This is a genomic window from Pseudomonas fluorescens (assembly GCF_900636825.1).
Classification (GTDB): Bacteria; Pseudomonadota; Gammaproteobacteria; order Pseudomonadales; family Pseudomonadaceae; genus Aquipseudomonas; species Aquipseudomonas fluorescens_BG.
Genome location: NZ_LR134318.1, coordinates 3,418,358 through 3,433,297, shown reverse-complemented (window position 1 = coordinate 3,433,297; position 14,940 = coordinate 3,418,358). Strand labels below are relative to the sequence as shown.

Annotated in this window: 14 protein-coding genes; 4 read left to right on the top strand and 10 right to left on the bottom strand. The window is 59.4% G+C overall.

Annotation, left to right across the window (positions count from 1 at the left end):
• Positions 1 to 35: 35 nt before the first annotated feature.
• The 5 genes from EL257_RS15405 to EL257_RS15385 all read right to left on the bottom strand — a co-directional run bounded on the left by EL257_RS15405 (position 36) and on the right by EL257_RS15385 (position 2,970).
• Positions 36 to 416, bottom strand: a complete 381-nt coding sequence (locus EL257_RS15405; protein ID WP_126364017.1) for a RidA family protein — start codon at positions 414 to 416, stop codon at positions 36 to 38.
• A gap of 38 nt (positions 417 to 454) precedes the next feature.
• Positions 455 to 850, bottom strand: coding sequence for a nuclear transport factor 2 family protein (locus tag EL257_RS15400; protein ID WP_126364015.1), 396 nt, complete (start codon positions 848 to 850; stop codon positions 455 to 457).
• On the bottom strand, positions 840 to 1,211 hold the full coding sequence (locus EL257_RS15395) for a Rid family hydrolase (RefSeq protein WP_126364013.1): 372 nt from the start codon (positions 1,209 to 1,211) through the stop codon (positions 840 to 842). Before EL257_RS15395 ends, EL257_RS15400 begins: the two co-directional genes overlap by 11 nt.
• A gap of 63 nt (positions 1,212 to 1,274) precedes the next feature.
• Entirely contained in the window at positions 1,275 to 1,886 is a 612-nt protein-coding gene (gene gstA / locus EL257_RS15390) for a glutathione transferase GstA (RefSeq protein ID WP_126364011.1), read from the bottom strand.
• A 157-nt stretch (positions 1,887 to 2,043) separates the two neighbouring features.
• On the bottom strand, positions 2,044 to 2,970 hold the full coding sequence (locus EL257_RS15385) for a LysR family transcriptional regulator (RefSeq protein ID WP_172604487.1): 927 nt from the start codon (positions 2,968 to 2,970) through the stop codon (positions 2,044 to 2,046).
• A gap of 100 nt (positions 2,971 to 3,070) precedes the next feature.
• Between EL257_RS15385 and EL257_RS15380 the strand changes: the two genes are divergently transcribed.
• Positions 3,071 to 4,444 (top strand): MFS transporter, encoded by a 1,374-nt coding sequence (locus EL257_RS15380; RefSeq protein ID WP_126364009.1) that lies wholly within the window; start codon positions 3,071 to 3,073, stop codon positions 4,442 to 4,444.
• Between the two features lie 181 nt (positions 4,445 to 4,625).
• Here the strand turns inward: EL257_RS15380 and EL257_RS15375 are convergent, their stop codons facing one another.
• From EL257_RS15375 to EL257_RS15355, 5 genes are all read right to left on the bottom strand, one after another.
• On the bottom strand, positions 4,626 to 6,128 hold the full coding sequence (locus tag EL257_RS15375; protein ID WP_126364007.1) for a UbiD family decarboxylase: 1,503 nt from the start codon (positions 6,126 to 6,128) through the stop codon (positions 4,626 to 4,628).
• A gap of 63 nt (positions 6,129 to 6,191) precedes the next feature.
• Positions 6,192 to 6,614, bottom strand: a complete 423-nt coding sequence (locus EL257_RS15370) for a DoxX family protein (protein WP_126364005.1) — start codon at positions 6,612 to 6,614, stop codon at positions 6,192 to 6,194.
• Positions 6,615 to 6,628: 14 nt separating this feature from the next.
• Positions 6,629 to 7,663 (bottom strand): hydroxyacid dehydrogenase, encoded by a 1,035-nt coding sequence (locus EL257_RS15365; RefSeq protein WP_126364003.1) that lies wholly within the window; start codon positions 7,661 to 7,663, stop codon positions 6,629 to 6,631.
• A complete protein-coding gene (locus EL257_RS15360; protein WP_172604486.1) occupies positions 7,660 to 8,532 on the bottom strand; it encodes a TauD/TfdA dioxygenase family protein in 873 nt (290 codons plus the stop codon). The genes EL257_RS15365 and EL257_RS15360 overlap by 4 nt, the downstream gene beginning before the upstream one ends.
• A 26-nt stretch (positions 8,533 to 8,558) precedes the next feature.
• Positions 8,559 to 9,848, bottom strand: coding sequence for an aminotransferase class I/II-fold pyridoxal phosphate-dependent enzyme (locus tag EL257_RS15355; protein ID WP_197722571.1), 1,290 nt, complete (start codon positions 9,846 to 9,848; stop codon positions 8,559 to 8,561).
• A 142-nt stretch (positions 9,849 to 9,990) separates the two neighbouring features.
• On the opposite strand from EL257_RS15355, the gene EL257_RS15350 reads away from it, so the two are divergent.
• The 3 genes from EL257_RS15350 to EL257_RS15340 all read left to right on the top strand — a co-directional run bounded on the left by EL257_RS15350 (position 9,991) and on the right by EL257_RS15340 (position 14,915).
• A complete protein-coding gene (locus EL257_RS15350) occupies positions 9,991 to 10,917 on the top strand; it encodes a transcriptional regulator GcvA (protein ID WP_126363998.1) in 927 nt (308 codons plus the stop codon).
• 137 nt (positions 10,918 to 11,054) lie between these two features.
• The gene (locus EL257_RS15345) at positions 11,055 to 11,468 is read left to right on the top strand and encodes a cupin domain-containing protein (RefSeq protein ID WP_126363995.1); all 414 of its coding nucleotides are present in this window, start codon (positions 11,055 to 11,057) and stop codon (positions 11,466 to 11,468) included.
• A 153-nt stretch (positions 11,469 to 11,621) separates the two neighbouring features.
• The gene (locus EL257_RS15340; RefSeq protein WP_126363992.1) at positions 11,622 to 14,915 is read left to right on the top strand and encodes a hypothetical protein; all 3,294 of its coding nucleotides are present in this window, start codon (positions 11,622 to 11,624) and stop codon (positions 14,913 to 14,915) included.
• Positions 14,916 to 14,940 lie beyond the last annotated feature (25 nt).

Genomic DNA, 14,940 nt, shown 5'->3' with positions numbered 1-14,940 from the left:
GACAGCTCCTGCAAGCAGCTGGGTTCAACGCTGGATCAGGCCTTGGCGGCCATGGCGGTGACTTCCACGCGCATGCCGGCAACCGCCAGCGACGCCACGCCCACTGCCGCGCGAACCGGCCATGGTTTGGCGAAAAAGCGCTGGTAAACCTCGTTGAACGCGGCGCGGTCGGCCATGTCGGTGAGGTAGATCGTCAGATGCATGACCCGGTCCATCGAACTGCCGGCGCGTTCCAGCGCGACTTTCAACGCTTGCAGTGTGCATTCGCTCTGCGCGGTGATATCGCCCAGTTCCAGGCTGCCGTCGGCGCGGGTTGGAATCTGCGTGGAAACGATGATCCCGTTGAAGGTCGCGACGTCCGAAGAAATCGAGTCCGCGTCCGGATCCGGGGTGAAGGTAATGTCTTGGTTGGCCATGCCGATCCCTTGTGTGAGCGAGTGAATTGCGCCGCAGTTTACATCACTACGGGCGGCTTCAACGCCGTCGCCTGATACACCAGCAACTGCCACTGCTCACCGGTTTTCTGCCAGGCTGTCAGCGTTCGGTTGTGCAGGCGTTTTTTGCTCCCGCCGGAGGTCACCGTGGTGATCAGTTCACCGAACGCGATAGCCAGCTCGCCCACCCGGGTGATTTTGTCGATCTGGTGATTCAGGGCGTGATAGATGAACTCGCCGGAGCGACATTTCTCCAGATAGCTTTTCAGGTCGTCGATTACGCCGCTCGAATGAATGTAGGTCAGGTCGGGATGAAACAGGTGGCTGAAAATGTCCAGATGACCACCGAGCATCGCGGCGCTGCGTTGGGCTTCGCAGGTACGGATCACCAGATCGATCTGATCGTTATGCGCCATCTGCCGATCCTAGCACCGCCGTGACGATGATTTCGATCAGTAATTTGCCGCCCAGATCGACGCCGTAACAGGCGCGTTGCGGCCAGTGCTGCGGGTCGTCGCCGATCCATTGCGCCCAGATCTCATCCACTAGAGGCTTGTCACGCATGTCGGCCAGTAGAATTAGGGCGGACAACATGCGGCTGTGGTCGGAACCCAGGCCTGCAAGACTGGCGCTCAGGCTGTTCAGGGCCTGATGGGTCTGGCCGGCGATGTCCAGTGAAGTGTCGGGGGAGGTTGCCACGGTCCAGATAAGGTCGGCGTATGCGCAGGAACGGCTCCGTCCTGCGTGGCCGCTTGGGACGCGATCTATTTTCTGCATGGGATCTTCATCCAGTTGAAGTGGGGCAGAAGCCAGGGAGGCCTGGCTTCCGACGGTCCGAAGTTAAACCGGCTGGGTGGCCTCTTCGGCGGCAATGGCTGCCTGTACGCTCGGGCGCGCTTCGATACGAGTCATGAACGAGCCCAGTTCCGGCCAGTCATTGACGTCGATGTTGAAGAATGGCAGCCACTTGAGCACGGTGAACAGGTAGGCGTCGGCCAGGCCGAAGGTGATCAGCAGGTAATCCTTGTTCACCAGTTTCTTGTTCAGATAGTCCAGACGCTTGAACAGCTTCTGGCGGAAGATTTCCTTGGTCGGCTCGGGAATGTCAGCGTTGAACAACGGCGCGCTGCCACCGTGGACTTCGGAGGTGATGAAGTTCAACAGTTCTTGCAGGCGTGAACGTTCCCAGGTGCCGTTGGCAGGTGCGAGGGAGTTGCCCGGCACCAGATCAGCCAGATACTGGACGATTGCCGGGCCTTCGGTCAGCACCTCACCATTGTCCAGTACCAGCGCTGCGACATAACCCTTGGGGTTGATGTCGCGGAAATCTACGCCGTCGGCGGTGCGTTTGGTCTTGTTGTTGACCCGGATCAGTTCGAAGGGCAGGCCCAGTTCACGCAGAACGATGTGCGGGGACAACGAGCAGGTCATCGGGGCGAAATACAGTTTCATGTTCTCTCCTTATATACGGGTAGCGACTACCCGGATGTGGCGCCGTTCCTTTGGCGATGAAACGGCTGTAAACCTTGGTCCAGACATACTGGTGGGCTGTAACCATTCGGTAAAATTACGATTTCATACGCCCGTCATAAGGTCGTCTTATGGTGTCTCAGGCGACTTTGGCCACGGTGCTGCGCACGGTCATCGGAATTTCGGTGGTCAGCGTCGACTTCCTGATTTCGTTCAAAAAGGCCTGGGCTGATGGCGTGCGTTCGCCGGTCTGAGAGCAGACCAGACCGAACTCGCGGTAAATCGGTTTGCTCAGCTCGAACACGCGCATGCCGCGCCGATCCACCGGCAGCGTCGAGGCCGGCACGATTGAAATGCCCATGCCTTCACTGATCAGGGCGAATGCGGTGGTCCAGTCACGCACGGTGATTTTGATGTCACTGAGGGACAGGCCTTCACGCTCGACCAGCGACTGGCCGTGCAAATGACAGCCGCCGGTGGCGAGAATGAACGGCTCGTCCACCAGGTCTTTGAGGGCGATGGTGCTGGCGGAAGACTTGCGTGCCAGCTCGTGGCTGGCCGGCACCGCCGCCACCCATGAATCACGTCCCAGCAACACGGCGCCGCGCGACGGGCAAGGGTTCATCACCACGCCAAGGTCGACGCTGCTGTTGTCCAGCCACTGTTCAACCTCTTCGTCAGTGCCCTCGAGCGAGACGATTTCGATCCCCGGATGCAGGCGGCTGAAGCTTTGCAGCAACGGTGGCAACAACGAGGCAAACACCGAAGGGAAGCTCGCCAGTTTGATTCGCCCCAGATGACAGCCGCGCGACGCGTCGACGAGGTTCTGGATGGATTCGAATTCGCTGAGCATGCGCCGCGCACGATCGATGATCTGCTGGCCGATGGCGGTCGCGGTGGTCTGGCGGCGATCGCGCACGAAGACCTTCACGCCCAGCGCTTCCTCCATTTGCGTCAGGGCCTGGCTCGCGCCGGACTGGGTAATGCCATAACGCTCGGCGGCGCGGGATACGTTTTCAGCGTCGGCGACGGCGATCAGTAGTCGCCAGTGCATCAGGTTCATCATCTCAGTAGTTCCTCTTATGCTCGGGTAATCGATATTTAATTTTACGAAGCACCTGCACGCCCTCAGGATCGCCCCTGAATACACAGTGAGGTGTTGCCAAGTGAGTGAAGTCCAGTCAAAGGAGCTGACGGCCAGAGCGGCCTCGGCGGTTCCTGTTCTCATCAGCGTGGCGGTGAGTTCGTTCATGGTGGCGCTGGATGTCACGGCGTTGAATGTGGCGCTGCCCAGCATCGGTCAGGACTTGTTGACCGGGATGGACCGCCTGCAATGGATTGCCGGTGCCTACACATTGGTGTTCGCCAGCTTGCTGTTGTCAGCGGGCGCGTTGAGTGACCGCTTGGGCGCGCGCAAGGTGTTCGCGTTTGCGTTGTTGGTGTTCACCCTGGCATCGGTGGCCTGTGGACTGGCGCCCAGCGTGATCGCTCTGATCGGCGCCCGCGCAGTGCAAGGCATCGGTGCGGCATTGATGCTGCCCGGCTCCATGGCATTGCTGGTCGAAGCGTTCCCGGATGCACAGCATCGGGCGCGGGCCGTGGCGCTGTGGGGCGGCATTTCGGCATTGGCGCTGGTGGCCGGGCCTTTGCTCGGTGGGGCGCTGGTGGAATGGTTGAACTGGCGCTCGATTTTTTATCTGAACGTACCATTTTGTCTGTTGGCGCTGGCCTGCTGTTTATCGCGCAAAAGTGCCTTGCCGGTGCAACCGCGATCCATTGATTGGGCAGGGCAAACGCTGTCGGCGCTGGGGTTGGTGTCGTTGATCTTTGCCCTGATCGAGGGCCCTGTGTGGGGCTGGCAACATCATTGGGTGGTGGCGACGTTGCTCATGGCTTTGGTGTTGGGTGCGGCGTTCATTTATTCGCAGAAAAAACAGCGCGAGCCCATGTTGCCGTTGAACCTGTTTGCGTCGAGGACGTTTTCCGCCGCGATCGGTGCGGGGTTCCTGCAAACCCTGGCGTATTACGGCAGCCTGTTCGTGTTGCCGTTTGCCTTGCAAGGGCAGGGTCGCAGCCCGGTCGAGGTCGGCGTGGCGATGATCCCGATGACCATTGCGACTGGCGTGATGGCCAGTCTGTCGGGGCGTCTGTCGAATCTGTTCGGTGCGCGGACAGTCGGTGCCGCTGGCATGGTGTGTGGCGCGCTGGGCGCGGCGTTGTTGGCGTTGTATGGCCTGGATCGGCTCAGCCTGTTGATCGGTGGCCTGTTGATCGGCCTCGGTGGTGCGACGTTGCCGGTGATTGTCGGCGCATGTCTGGCCAGCGTGCCGAGCGGCAAGGTCGGGGTCGGCTCGGGCGTACTCAACGCCGCCCGGCAATGTGGCGGCGTGACCGGCATTGCCTTGCTGGGGGCCACCCTTGAGGGGACGGGACGTTCCAGTGGCGCGTTGTCGATCATTGCCTTGGCGTTTCTCGCTGCCGGCGTGTTGACGGTGCTGCGGCTGTACACCGTCGAGGTCGATACGGTGAGTGAATGCTGAGCGGTACGGGTCCGCTGAGCGTTCGAATGGGTCAACGATGGGTTGCCGGGTCGCGAGTGTGCGAGCAGGCAACCCATCGTTGCGATGTAGCGTTCGATTGTGAAAGAGCGGTTTGGGCAGGGGCTAAAGCGCCTCTGCCAAAGGTGTTTCATGGAACGTTGTTCAGGCTCGAATCAGCGGGTTATTCACCAGCATCCAGCGCGTTGTCGAATGCAGTAATGGCAGGTGCTTCACCGGACAAGCCGAGGTTGCTCCAGCGCTCACGCACACGTTCGTAAACGGATTCGCGCAGCAATGTGCGGGTCGGGAAATTACGGATGTTGCGGTAATCCTTGCAGGCGTTGATCAGCGCTTTGGAGCCGAAGAAACGCTTTTCCGGAGGGTTCTGCGCCGGGTCCAGCGGTGAGCCTCGGGTATTGCGCAGAATATCGATGTCATCGCTGGGCGTTGCGCGGGTCGCCATGGCCCAGAGCACCTGGTTCATGTCGGTCGGATCGACGTCCTCATCCACCGCGACAATCCATTTGGTGATGTAGGCCCCGCCCGGCACCTGACCGGCGAGCGCCAACGCCTGGGCGGCGTGGCCGGCGTATTTCTGTTCCAGACTGATCACGATCATGCCGAATGCACCGGCAGCCGCCGGCGGGCAATACACGCCCTTGATACCTTGAATACCGAGCTTGTCGAGGTCATTCCAGATCTTCGCCGAACGGATTGTCGAGAAAAACGCGCTCTGCTCGTTCGACGGGAAATCCGCCATCAAGGCATTGGTCAGGATGGGCCGGGTGCGGTAGTGCAGGGCGGTCACTTCGATCAGCGGGCAATCGATGTCCTTATAGCCGTAGTAGCCCGTGAACTCGCCAAACGGCCCTTCTTCGCGAGTCGAACCTGGACGAATCACGCCTTCAATGACAATTTCCGCCGCCGCCGGAATCAACAGGTCCGAATGTTTGGCGCGCACAACTTCAATCGGCTTGCCTTTGATTCCCCCGGCGAAATCGAACTCCGATACACCCGGAGGCAACGATTGCGAGCCCACCACCATCATCAAGGGGTCGACGCCCCACGCTGCGGCGACGGGCAAGGCTTCGCCGCGCGCCCAGGCCTGATGAATGTGGCGCAGCGCATCCTTGCCTGGCGCCAGCGACAGGCCGACTTCGCGCGGGCCCTGAATCATCATGCGGTAGGTGCCGACGTTGAGGTAGCCGGATTCCAGGTCGCGGGTGAACACGGCATCGGCGGTGCCGGCATAAGCGCCGCCGTCCCGTGGCCAGTGCTTGGGAATCGGCAAACGGGTCAGGTCAATGTCGGTGCCGGTCAGGGTGTTCTGGTAAATCGGTGCCTCGTCGGCGCGCACTTCAAGCGGGGCGATGCTGTTTTTCAATTTATCCTTGGTACGCCGGATCAACTCCATGGTTGGCGTATCCGTTGCCTGCTCAAGGGTGATCGCGGTGCGCGCGACACTCGGCCCGAAGATGTTCCATAAATGTCGCAAGCCCAACGGCGAGTCGGCCTGCTCAAACAACACGGCGGGTGAGGCGGGCTGACGGGCGACCAGATAGGTGATCGCGCTCATTTCCTCTTCTGGGTCGACGGGTTGGGTGATGGTCTGCAATTCGCCGATTTTTTCGGCGCGGGCCAGCCAGTCGCGAAGGTCGGCAACGGGTTCAATTTGCTCATTCATTGTGTGTATCCACTGGAAACGGAAAAAGCGGCGCGCGGATGACTCCGCGCGCCGCTGCAAGGATCAACGTTTGTCGAACGAGTACTTCCCGGGGCCCAAGAGGCAGAGGAAAAGGAAACCGCCGGCAATGCTCACGTTCTTGAAAAAGTGCACGAACAGCGTGTGATGGTCGGCCGCGTTGGATGCGTTCCAGAACGCATGCCCGATGATTCCGGTGCCAATCGTGTAGACCACGAAAATCGCCGCGATGGGCCGGGTCCAGAAACCGAACAGCAGCGCCAGGCCACCAAAGAATTCGACAAGGGTCGCCACGATTGCGGTGAACTCAGGAATCGGCGCATCCACCGATTTCAGGTAGGTGACGAAGCTGCCGTGGTCAGTCACGTAGGTGAAGCCGAAGTAGCCATAGAGGATCAGAATCATGATCCGCGCCAGCAGAATCATCACATCGCGTTGGTCGTCGAAGAGTTGATAACGTAGATACATTCCATTGCTCACTATCAGATTGGAAAAGGGATGGTGCTGGCCGGGGCCGTGACCGGCTTGCGCGCCGCAAGCTCAAACACTTGCGGGTTCACCGCGTTGTCTGGATTCGGCTGACCATCGAACACATCGAGGAGGTTGCCGGCTGCCAGCACGGCCATGCGCGTCACGGCCTCACGGGAAACACCGGCCAGGTGCGGCGAGCAGATCACGTTGTCGAGGCTCGGCAGACCGCTGGCGTGCGGCGGTGGTTCGGGCAGGAACACGTCCAGTGCCGCGCCGGCAATGCGTTTCTCGACCAGCAACTGATACAGCGCCTGCTCGTTGACAATGCCGCCGCGCGCGGTGTTGATCAGGTAGGCATGAGGTTGAAGCAGGGCCAGCCGCTGCGCCGACAACAGGCCGACGGTTTGCGGCGTTTTCGGGCAATGCACGCTGATGTAGTCCGCCGACACCAGGCCAGCCTCGAGTTGTGCCACGGGTTCCACGCCGAGCGGCAGGTCCTGCTCGTCGATATACGGGTCGTAGACCTTGACGCGCATGCCGAAGGCCAGACACAGCGTGGCCACCCGACTGCCGATCCGCCCGCAGCCGATCAACAGCACTTCACGACCTTCCAGTTCACTGGGCAGGTAGTCGTAGCGCTGATGCCAGTCACCGCCACGCACCAGGTCGGTCAACGCTTCGGTGCGTTTGGCCAAGGCAAGCATGAAACTCAGAGTGTGTTCGGCGACGGCAAGGTGATTGGCATTGGCACAGACCATCACGGGGATGTGTGCATCTGACATCGCCGCAATATCGACAGCGTCAAATCCAACACCAATACGCGACACCACTTGCAGTCCGCGCGCCAGGGCCAGTTCGGTGGCGCCGAAACGGGTCAGTCCAAGCACCACGCCGTGCACCGCATCGTAGCTGTCGAGCAACGCCTGGAACTGGCTCTGCTCCAAGGTGTTGTGGAACTCGACCACTTCGATGTCGTCGCGCTCATGCAGCATCCGTTTCCCTTCGGCCCCGAGAATATGGGCGATCAATACGCGTTTTTTGCTCATGCGACATGCTCCTGTGCCACGTCGGGTGCGAAGAACGCACCGTCGTTGACGCCGATGCGAAACATCACCCGTTGCGCATCACGTGGCAGCGCCGTGGCGCAGTGCAGTACCGAACGGTTGTCCCAGATCAACAAGTCGTTGGCTTCCCACTGATAGTCGAAGATCCGTTCGGAAGTCAGGGCAAAGGCAAAAATCTCGTCGAGCAGGGCCCGGCTTTGTTCTTGCGAATATCCGTTGATGTGCGTGGTGTAGCCGGGATTGACGTACAGGCTTTGACGCTGAGTGCGCGGGTGGATCGCGACCGTTGGGTGGGTACTGGCGGGGAAGGTCTGCGCCAGGCGACTGAAAATCTCCTGGATCGATTCGCCGACATCGTCTGCCTTGACTTTGTAGGTCCAGCGCACGTCATGGACGGCCTGGCGATTTTTCACCCGCTCGTAGAGTTCCCTGGGCAGATCGTCGTACACCGATTGCATGTCGACGAACAAGGTATCGCCACCGGCCTCGGGGATCTGCTGGGCATGCAACATCGTCAATGGCAGCGGTTCGGCCAGGTAACTGGAGTCGCTGTGCCACATGTTGCCGAGTTTGCGTGCGCCCACGGCACCGTCGCCGTTACGGTTGTTGATCACCAGGATGTTCGGGTACGCCGGATCGTGATAACTCTTGAGCTTGAACTGCTCAAGCTCACCGAAGCAGGCGGCGAACTGTTGATAGCCCTCGCGGGTCAACGTCTGGTTTTTCACCGCCACTACTTTACGTTCGTAAACCAGCTCCTGAAGGGCACGGATGTCGCCCAGAGAGGCTGTATTGATGTCGAAGTCCGTCACCGCCGTGACGAAGCTTTCTGCTAGATCCGTTCGCTTCACGCTGAATATCTCCCCGGATACGTCGATCAGATGGCCAACGCGGCAGCGGCTTGATCCGCCGACACGAGGCCTGCGTGATCACTGCTCTTGAGCATCAGACTCAGGTCGAGGATGTCCGCCGGGTTGTGCGCCGAGGTAATTGCCATGCGCAGCGCGGCTTGACCGCGCGGTACGGTCGGGAAGAACACCACCGAGGTGTAATGACCCTGTTGCAACAGGTATTCACCTTTGGCAATCGCTTCCACTTCGTTGCCGATGCGTACGATGCGGATCGGCAGTTCGCTGCCGCTGGTTTCGGTCGGGATCAGGCTGTCGAACAGCTGGATGTTGTTGCGCAGCGAACGCTGCAACTTGTGCAACTCAGGGGTGGCATGGATCTCGGCCGAGGCCAGGGCGGCACCGACCGCAGCCATGTTTGGCGCGCAGGAGAAACCGTAAGTCGGGGCGTAGCGACGGATCGAGTTCTCGATGTGCTTGCTGCCCAGCATCAGCAGGCCGCCGGCCGCGCCATAACCCTTGCCCAGCGAAGCGGCGACGATGGTTTTCTCGTCCAGACCGTCCAGTTGCGAACGTACGAAGCCTTCACCATGCTGGCCAACCACGGAAATGCCATGGGCGTCGTCGAGGTAGACGAACAGGCCGTACCTGTCTTGCAGGGCGCGCAATTCACGCACTGGTGCGGCGCCGCCCATCGAATAGGCACCGTCGCCAACATAGGCCACTTTGCGGCCGCTCTGGCAAAGACGCTCAAGGTGTTCGAGGTCGTTGTGTTCAATCACGATCACCTCGGTTTCTTCACGCAATACCGGGATGTGGTACTGCAGAGTAACGTGGGCGAAGCGGTCGAACGCGATCAGCGGTTTCTCGCCATCGGTGAACAGGCCGGCGGCGAGCAGAGGAAGGGCGCCCATGTTGGCGGCGGCGACCGTCGGGAAAACCACCACGCCATTGACGTCGAACAGCTTGGCCAGCGTATGTTCCAGGCGCACCAGCGGCTCAGCCGAGAGACGCGTACGTGCGACCGAGAAGTGCACCGACGGGATTTCATCCATCGAGGCTTTGGCGGCGGCGAGTACTTTCGGGTGGCTGTCGAGGTTGAGGTAGCCGCAACGGGTGTAGTCGATCACTTCCTTGCCGCTGTTGGCGATTTCGATGCGACGGTTATCGAGGACTCGGCAAGACACCCCCATCAGACCCTTTTCGTACGCAGCGTCGAAATGCGGGCGGCTGATTTCAGCCATGCGCGAGGCATTGCGTGCCTTCAGTTGGGGAGCTTTTTCGTCCTGGCTTTTGTTCAAATCAACTGCGTTATTCACGGCGATCTCATCCTATGAGTGGGCGTTTTCGTAGCCGATATGGCCCGAAAGCGTCGCTAGGATCATCGACCCGTGAAACATTTTGCAAAGGACTTCTTGGGTGCTACCTTATGACAAAATCTCATGAGCATTAGCCTGTCTTATGGTCGCCAGAATTCCTTCCCTCAATGGATTGAGAGCATTTGAATCGGCTGCTCGCCATATGAGTTTTACCAAAGCAGCTGAAGAGCTGAACGTCACCCAGACCGCGATCAGCCATCAGATCCGCCGGCTGGAAGACGAACTCGGAATCCGCCTGTTTCTGCGCCTCAAGGATGGTCTGGCGTTGACCACAGAGGGGCATGCTTATCTGCCCGGCATCCGCTCGGCCTTCCATGAGCTGCGTTACTCCACGGAAATGCTCCGCGAGTCGACCAACAACAGCGTGTTGACCATCAGCACACTGGTGTCATTGGCCTCCAAATGGCTGCTGCCGCGTTTGGCCTCGTTTCAGGATGCGTTTCCCAATATCGACGTGCGCGTAACCGCATCCACTGACCTGGTGGACTTTCGCAAGGGCGGTATCGACGCCGCGATTCGCTACGGGTTTGGCGACTGGAAGGGGCTGCGCGCGGACTGGCTGATGTCCGATGAGATTTTTCCGGTGTGCAGTCCCAAATTGCTCACCGGCCCCAAAGCCTTGACGAAGCCGGTGGATCTTGCAAACCACACGTTGCTGCAGGTCAGCGGCATGACCAGCAACGACTGGAACATGTGGCTCAGCGCCGCCGGGCAACCGAAAAAACTTGCTGAAGGCACGCGGCTGACCTTCGACCTCGCGATGATGGCCGTGCAGGCCGCCATCGACGGTCTGGGCGTTTGTATCGGTCGCTCGACCTATGTCGATGATGATTTGAAGGCCGGTAAACTGGTGGCGCCGTTCAAGCTCAAGCTGAAATCCGACCTGGGCTTTTATCTGGTGACGCCACTGGAAATTGCCGAGTCGAAGAAGGTTGTTGCGTTCAGAAGCTGGCTGATCGACCTGGTGCAAAACGCTGACATCGCGTCCCTGCCGCAGACCGCGCCATGACGCGCACCATGTATCGGCCTGTATCAGGCAGGCCGCGAGACACAGTGGCTCGATAAACCCTGGCATCTCGACACATTGCGCTTACACGCAGCGCTCAACGTAGTGACTCCCATCACTACTGTTCTGAGGGCTGCATCATGCAACGTACTCTTTTAATCGCCACCGCCACCGGACTGCTTACACTCGTCGGCTTGGTTCACGCCGCGCAACCGCCGTCCATGAACTGGCAACAAGGGCTCAGCCGCACGGATCTGGTCCATCAGGATCTCGGCGCGGCTGACCGCGAAGTGCTGCAAGCCCGTGTCGATTTCGCCCCGGGGGTGACCTCGCCAAAACACTCTCACCCAGGCGTAGAGATCGCCTATGTCATCAGCGGCACGTTCGAATATCAACTGGAAGGCCGGGCGCCGGTGACGCTGAAAGCCGGGGATTCGCTGTTCATCCCGGCCGGCGTGGCTCATGTCGCGAGGAATGTCGGCAGCGAAAAGGGTTCGGAACTGGCGACCTATATCGTCGAAAAGCAGCGACCATTGCTGCAGTTGCAGCAGTAATAGTTCGCCAGGGCAGTCAAGGTGCCGTCATCACCAGTGAATTTGTTTATTGCGCCCGCGTGACGCTCGCGCCAGTCTATTTCGACACTGCACAATCCCAGGGTGGGCTTGCACCCTGGTCAAGGAGAACGCGTGAAGGATTCAAGTGATTGCATGGGCGCTGAGTACCGCCGTTTTCGTCAGCGGATCCTGAAAGACTGCCCGTCCTGGCGCGACGACAGCGCCACGCGGTGGTCTCACCCCGACACTGAAGTGGTTCCGCGGTTTCGCACGTTACGCAGAATGATTCGCGCGTTTCGCGGCAAGGTGCGAGACAGCGTCCGTGCCTTGATGCTCGAGAACCCCGATCATGAGCAAATGATCCGGCGTGCGCTGGCCATCCCGGCGTCCATTCCCTTGCTCGTCGAGCGCTGGTCCTGCGCCCGTAAACTGGGACAGATCCTTGTACCGCTGTTCATTTCATGGCGCGAGGTTCAACGGCGCATGAATCAGGTCGGCACCTTTGAGGGGCGTGAGTATCTGTTCTACAGCCGGTACAAACGCATGCTGGGCGCCGATATTCCGCTGTTTGATAGCGGTGTCGATTTGACGTTGCGTCGACTGCCACTTCCGTCTTTCGCGCAATTGCAGACATTGCGCTCACTGAGCCCGGAGTGGGTGCACGCCTGTTTTCGAGTGGGTGTGCGTACCCTGGCCGAGATCGAACCATACGCACGGTATGGCCATTATGAGGTGGCCGGCGAACTGGCTCTGATACTCATCGAAGAGGGCGTGATTACCCGCAAGGAAGAGTTTTCCTGGATCAAGTCAAAGTACGAATGGCGAGTCTTGCAGGAGCATTGCCGCGACGGCCTGCTGTGGAAATCACGCCAATTGGTTCGCGTATTGCGCGATCACGGTATTGAGCGCCAGAGCATCGCAACCGTTTTTGAGTTTTACATCGAGCGTTTCAACGCCCGGCGTTGCGCGGCGAATCTGGCGGTGGTGCAGGGCGCCGGGTTTGAAGACCTGACCGCGCTCTATACTGTGTACGGCGATAAACTCTGGGACACACCAACGGCCGGTTGGTCGTTTGTCATCGACACCCTTGGCGCACGCAATGTGGAGGATGTGAAGTCATTTCGCCGCTTGATCGACAGTCACCATCCGCTGTCCAGCGAGTACGTCGAGGCGCTGAAAAAGATCGGTGCCGGCATCAGTGAGTTGGCTCAATGCCAGTCGTTGATCCTGCAGGCCAGTCAAAAGGAAAGCCCAACGAGTTCCATAATCGGCATCAATGTGCTCGCCGGTGCGCCGCATTCACTGACGATCCAGCAGTTGACGCAGTGTGACGGGTACCTGTCGAATCCGGAAAAACTGCCTGAATATCTGGCGATTCTGGCCCGATACGGATACGGCTCTGCCGTAGCGGTGCTGGAGTTTCAAAAGTGCTACAAGAACACCTCGACGCATCTTCTGGAGTATCTGCTGAAGCTGCTCGGCGAGCGCAAAGCGGTGTTGGTCGACGTGGTCGACTGGGTCCAGCAGGCCAGTAAAAGCGTTGATACAGACGCTTACGATTACCTGCTGAGCGTGATGGAGCTACCGCACTTCGTGCACCTGCAACAGGTACTGTCCATCGCCTGGCTCGGACGGCGATTGCTGACATTCCTCGTCGAGCGCAAGGGCTTGCGCAGCATTGACCTGCTACGCGGTTGGTACTACGACGAGGTCAAAGGCATTCAGGGGTTCCGTTGGTGGGGACGCATGGATGACGCTTATCTTCTGCTGCTGGACGATGCTTACGCGCGGAACAATTTCAGCGTGGTCACAGGCAACCAGAGCGTGGTGCACGACGTTGTCCGCTCGCGTTGCCTGGCTGTGCTGGGGGAGCGATTCGTCGCGCGCGACGAGGAGTCCAGAGCCATCTATGACGAGCGCTACGCAACACTGTTTGCCCAGGAAATTTGCAGCCTGATCACGGTGCTGCCAAAGATTCTCGACCGCACCGCGGGTGTCGTGCTGAAAAGCATTCTGCGCAATGCCTGGGAGCCTTCTCACGTGATCGAGGATCAATTGGCGGCGCTCAATCCGCTGATCGACCAACTGTTGACCGGATCCGGCCCGACAGATGCAGTGTTGAATGAAATGCAGGTCGATGCCATTTCCATGATCTACCGGACGTCGGTTGGCACCGTGCTCGAAACCTGGCCCAAGGTGCGCGGGCGAGAGGCTGATCTCGCCGCGCTGACCCTGGAGCCCCGCTATGCGATGACGTGGGAAAAAGCCTTTCGGCGTCTTGACGGTTTGCTTGAGCGCAGGAGTTTGAATGGGCTGGGCCGAGCAGCCGCTTATGCCATGCGCTTCCATGAACGGGGAGATCAGGACCTTGCCCAGACGTGCAAGGGGCTTCGCGCCAAACGTTTGGAAGATGCTGCACGAGATCCATGGTCCCTGGCCGAACATCTTGGCGTGATGCTCGCGGCAGCTCGCGAGGACACGGCAGTGGCGCAGTGGGTCAAGAAAGATCTGCAAGATGTCGCGCAGATGGCCGGAGAGGGAGCACAAGCTTTTGAACGATTCGAGCAGTTGAATAAATTGTTCAATAGCACGCTACCGGACGCACTGAATGAACATGCCGAGCGTTTTCTCGCAGGGTTCAGTGAAACAGACGCGGCGACTTTTGCCAGCCGTCTTTTGGTCACTGCGCAGACGTTGCCTGGCGGCGGCCGCGAGCAACTGCGCGAAGCGTTCAGACAGGTCAGGGAAAATGTCCTGGAAACGTGCTTGCGCTGGGTCGCCAGGGAGCAAGCCAAGTTCGTCAAGGTGAAGACTGAAAACCTGTCCACGGCGCTGGAAGCGACGCTGTCAAAACATCCCGCTGCTTATTTCGCCAAGCACGCTGCGGTGCTCTGCTCTCAACACAATACGCAAATGTGGCAGGAATCCAGGCAGGCTCATTTGGTGGTGTTTGACCCGACGCAACGGCGTCTGGCCGGAATGGCGCTGGTGTGCCTGGAACCGATCCCGGCATTGCACCCAACCGGCCTGTGCCTGATTGTCCGCGCGATCAATCCAATGGATGACATGCTCGCGGCGCATACGGCGTCATCCATTGTCGAGACGTTTTTTGAGGTCGCCATTCAAATCGCTGAACAGAACTCGCTCGTAGCTGTTGCTTTCCCGTCCCACAATGGCACTCATTTGCTCTCGAATCAGAAGTCGATTGAAGACGATATCGTTGCGCGATACATGAATAAGGCGAAGATCAGTATCGGCGATCTTGCTGACGCTGACGCCGCTGAAATCAGGGCGCACCGGCGCAGAAATCCGCTGCACGTCAGGATGAAATTTTATGCCTACGAAGTCGGGCAAGAAGAAGTTAACGACGTCTACGTCCTGTGGCAGGGCGATTCGACTCTAGCCCGCGCCGAGCGGCCGGCGTATGCGGAACTGGACATGGATTGACCGCTTTGCGGCGGGTACGCAGAGG

Bases quoted from the DNA above. Each gene is read 5' to 3' on its own strand.
- EL257_RS15405 (WP_126364017.1), bottom strand. From the start codon at position 416: ATGGCCAACCAAGACATTACCTTCACCCCGGATCCGGACGCGGACTCG.
- EL257_RS15400 (WP_126364015.1), bottom strand. From the start codon at position 850: ATGGCGCATAACGATCAGATCGATCTGGTGATCCGTACCTGCGAAGCC.
- EL257_RS15395 (WP_126364013.1), bottom strand. From the start codon at position 1,211: ATGCAGAAAATAGATCGCGTCCCAAGCGGCCACGCAGGACGGAGCCGT.
- gstA (WP_126364011.1), bottom strand. From the start codon at position 1,886: ATGAAACTGTATTTCGCCCCGATGACCTGCTCGTTGTCCCCGCACATC.
- EL257_RS15385 (WP_172604487.1), bottom strand. From the start codon at position 2,970: ATGATGAACCTGATGCACTGGCGACTACTGATCGCCGTCGCCGACGCT.
- EL257_RS15375 (WP_126364007.1), bottom strand. From the start codon at position 6,128: ATGAATGAGCAAATTGAACCCGTTGCCGACCTTCGCGACTGGCTGGCC.
- EL257_RS15370 (WP_126364005.1), bottom strand. From the start codon at position 6,614: ATGTATCTACGTTATCAACTCTTCGACGACCAACGCGATGTGATGATT.
- EL257_RS15365 (WP_126364003.1), bottom strand. From the start codon at position 7,663: ATGAGCAAAAAACGCGTATTGATCGCCCATATTCTCGGGGCCGAAGGG.
- EL257_RS15350 (WP_126363998.1), top strand. From the start codon at position 9,991: ATGGTCGCCAGAATTCCTTCCCTCAATGGATTGAGAGCATTTGAATCG.
- EL257_RS15345 (WP_126363995.1), top strand. From the start codon at position 11,055: ATGCAACGTACTCTTTTAATCGCCACCGCCACCGGACTGCTTACACTC.
- EL257_RS15340 (WP_126363992.1), top strand. From the start codon at position 11,622: ATGGGCGCTGAGTACCGCCGTTTTCGTCAGCGGATCCTGAAAGACTGC.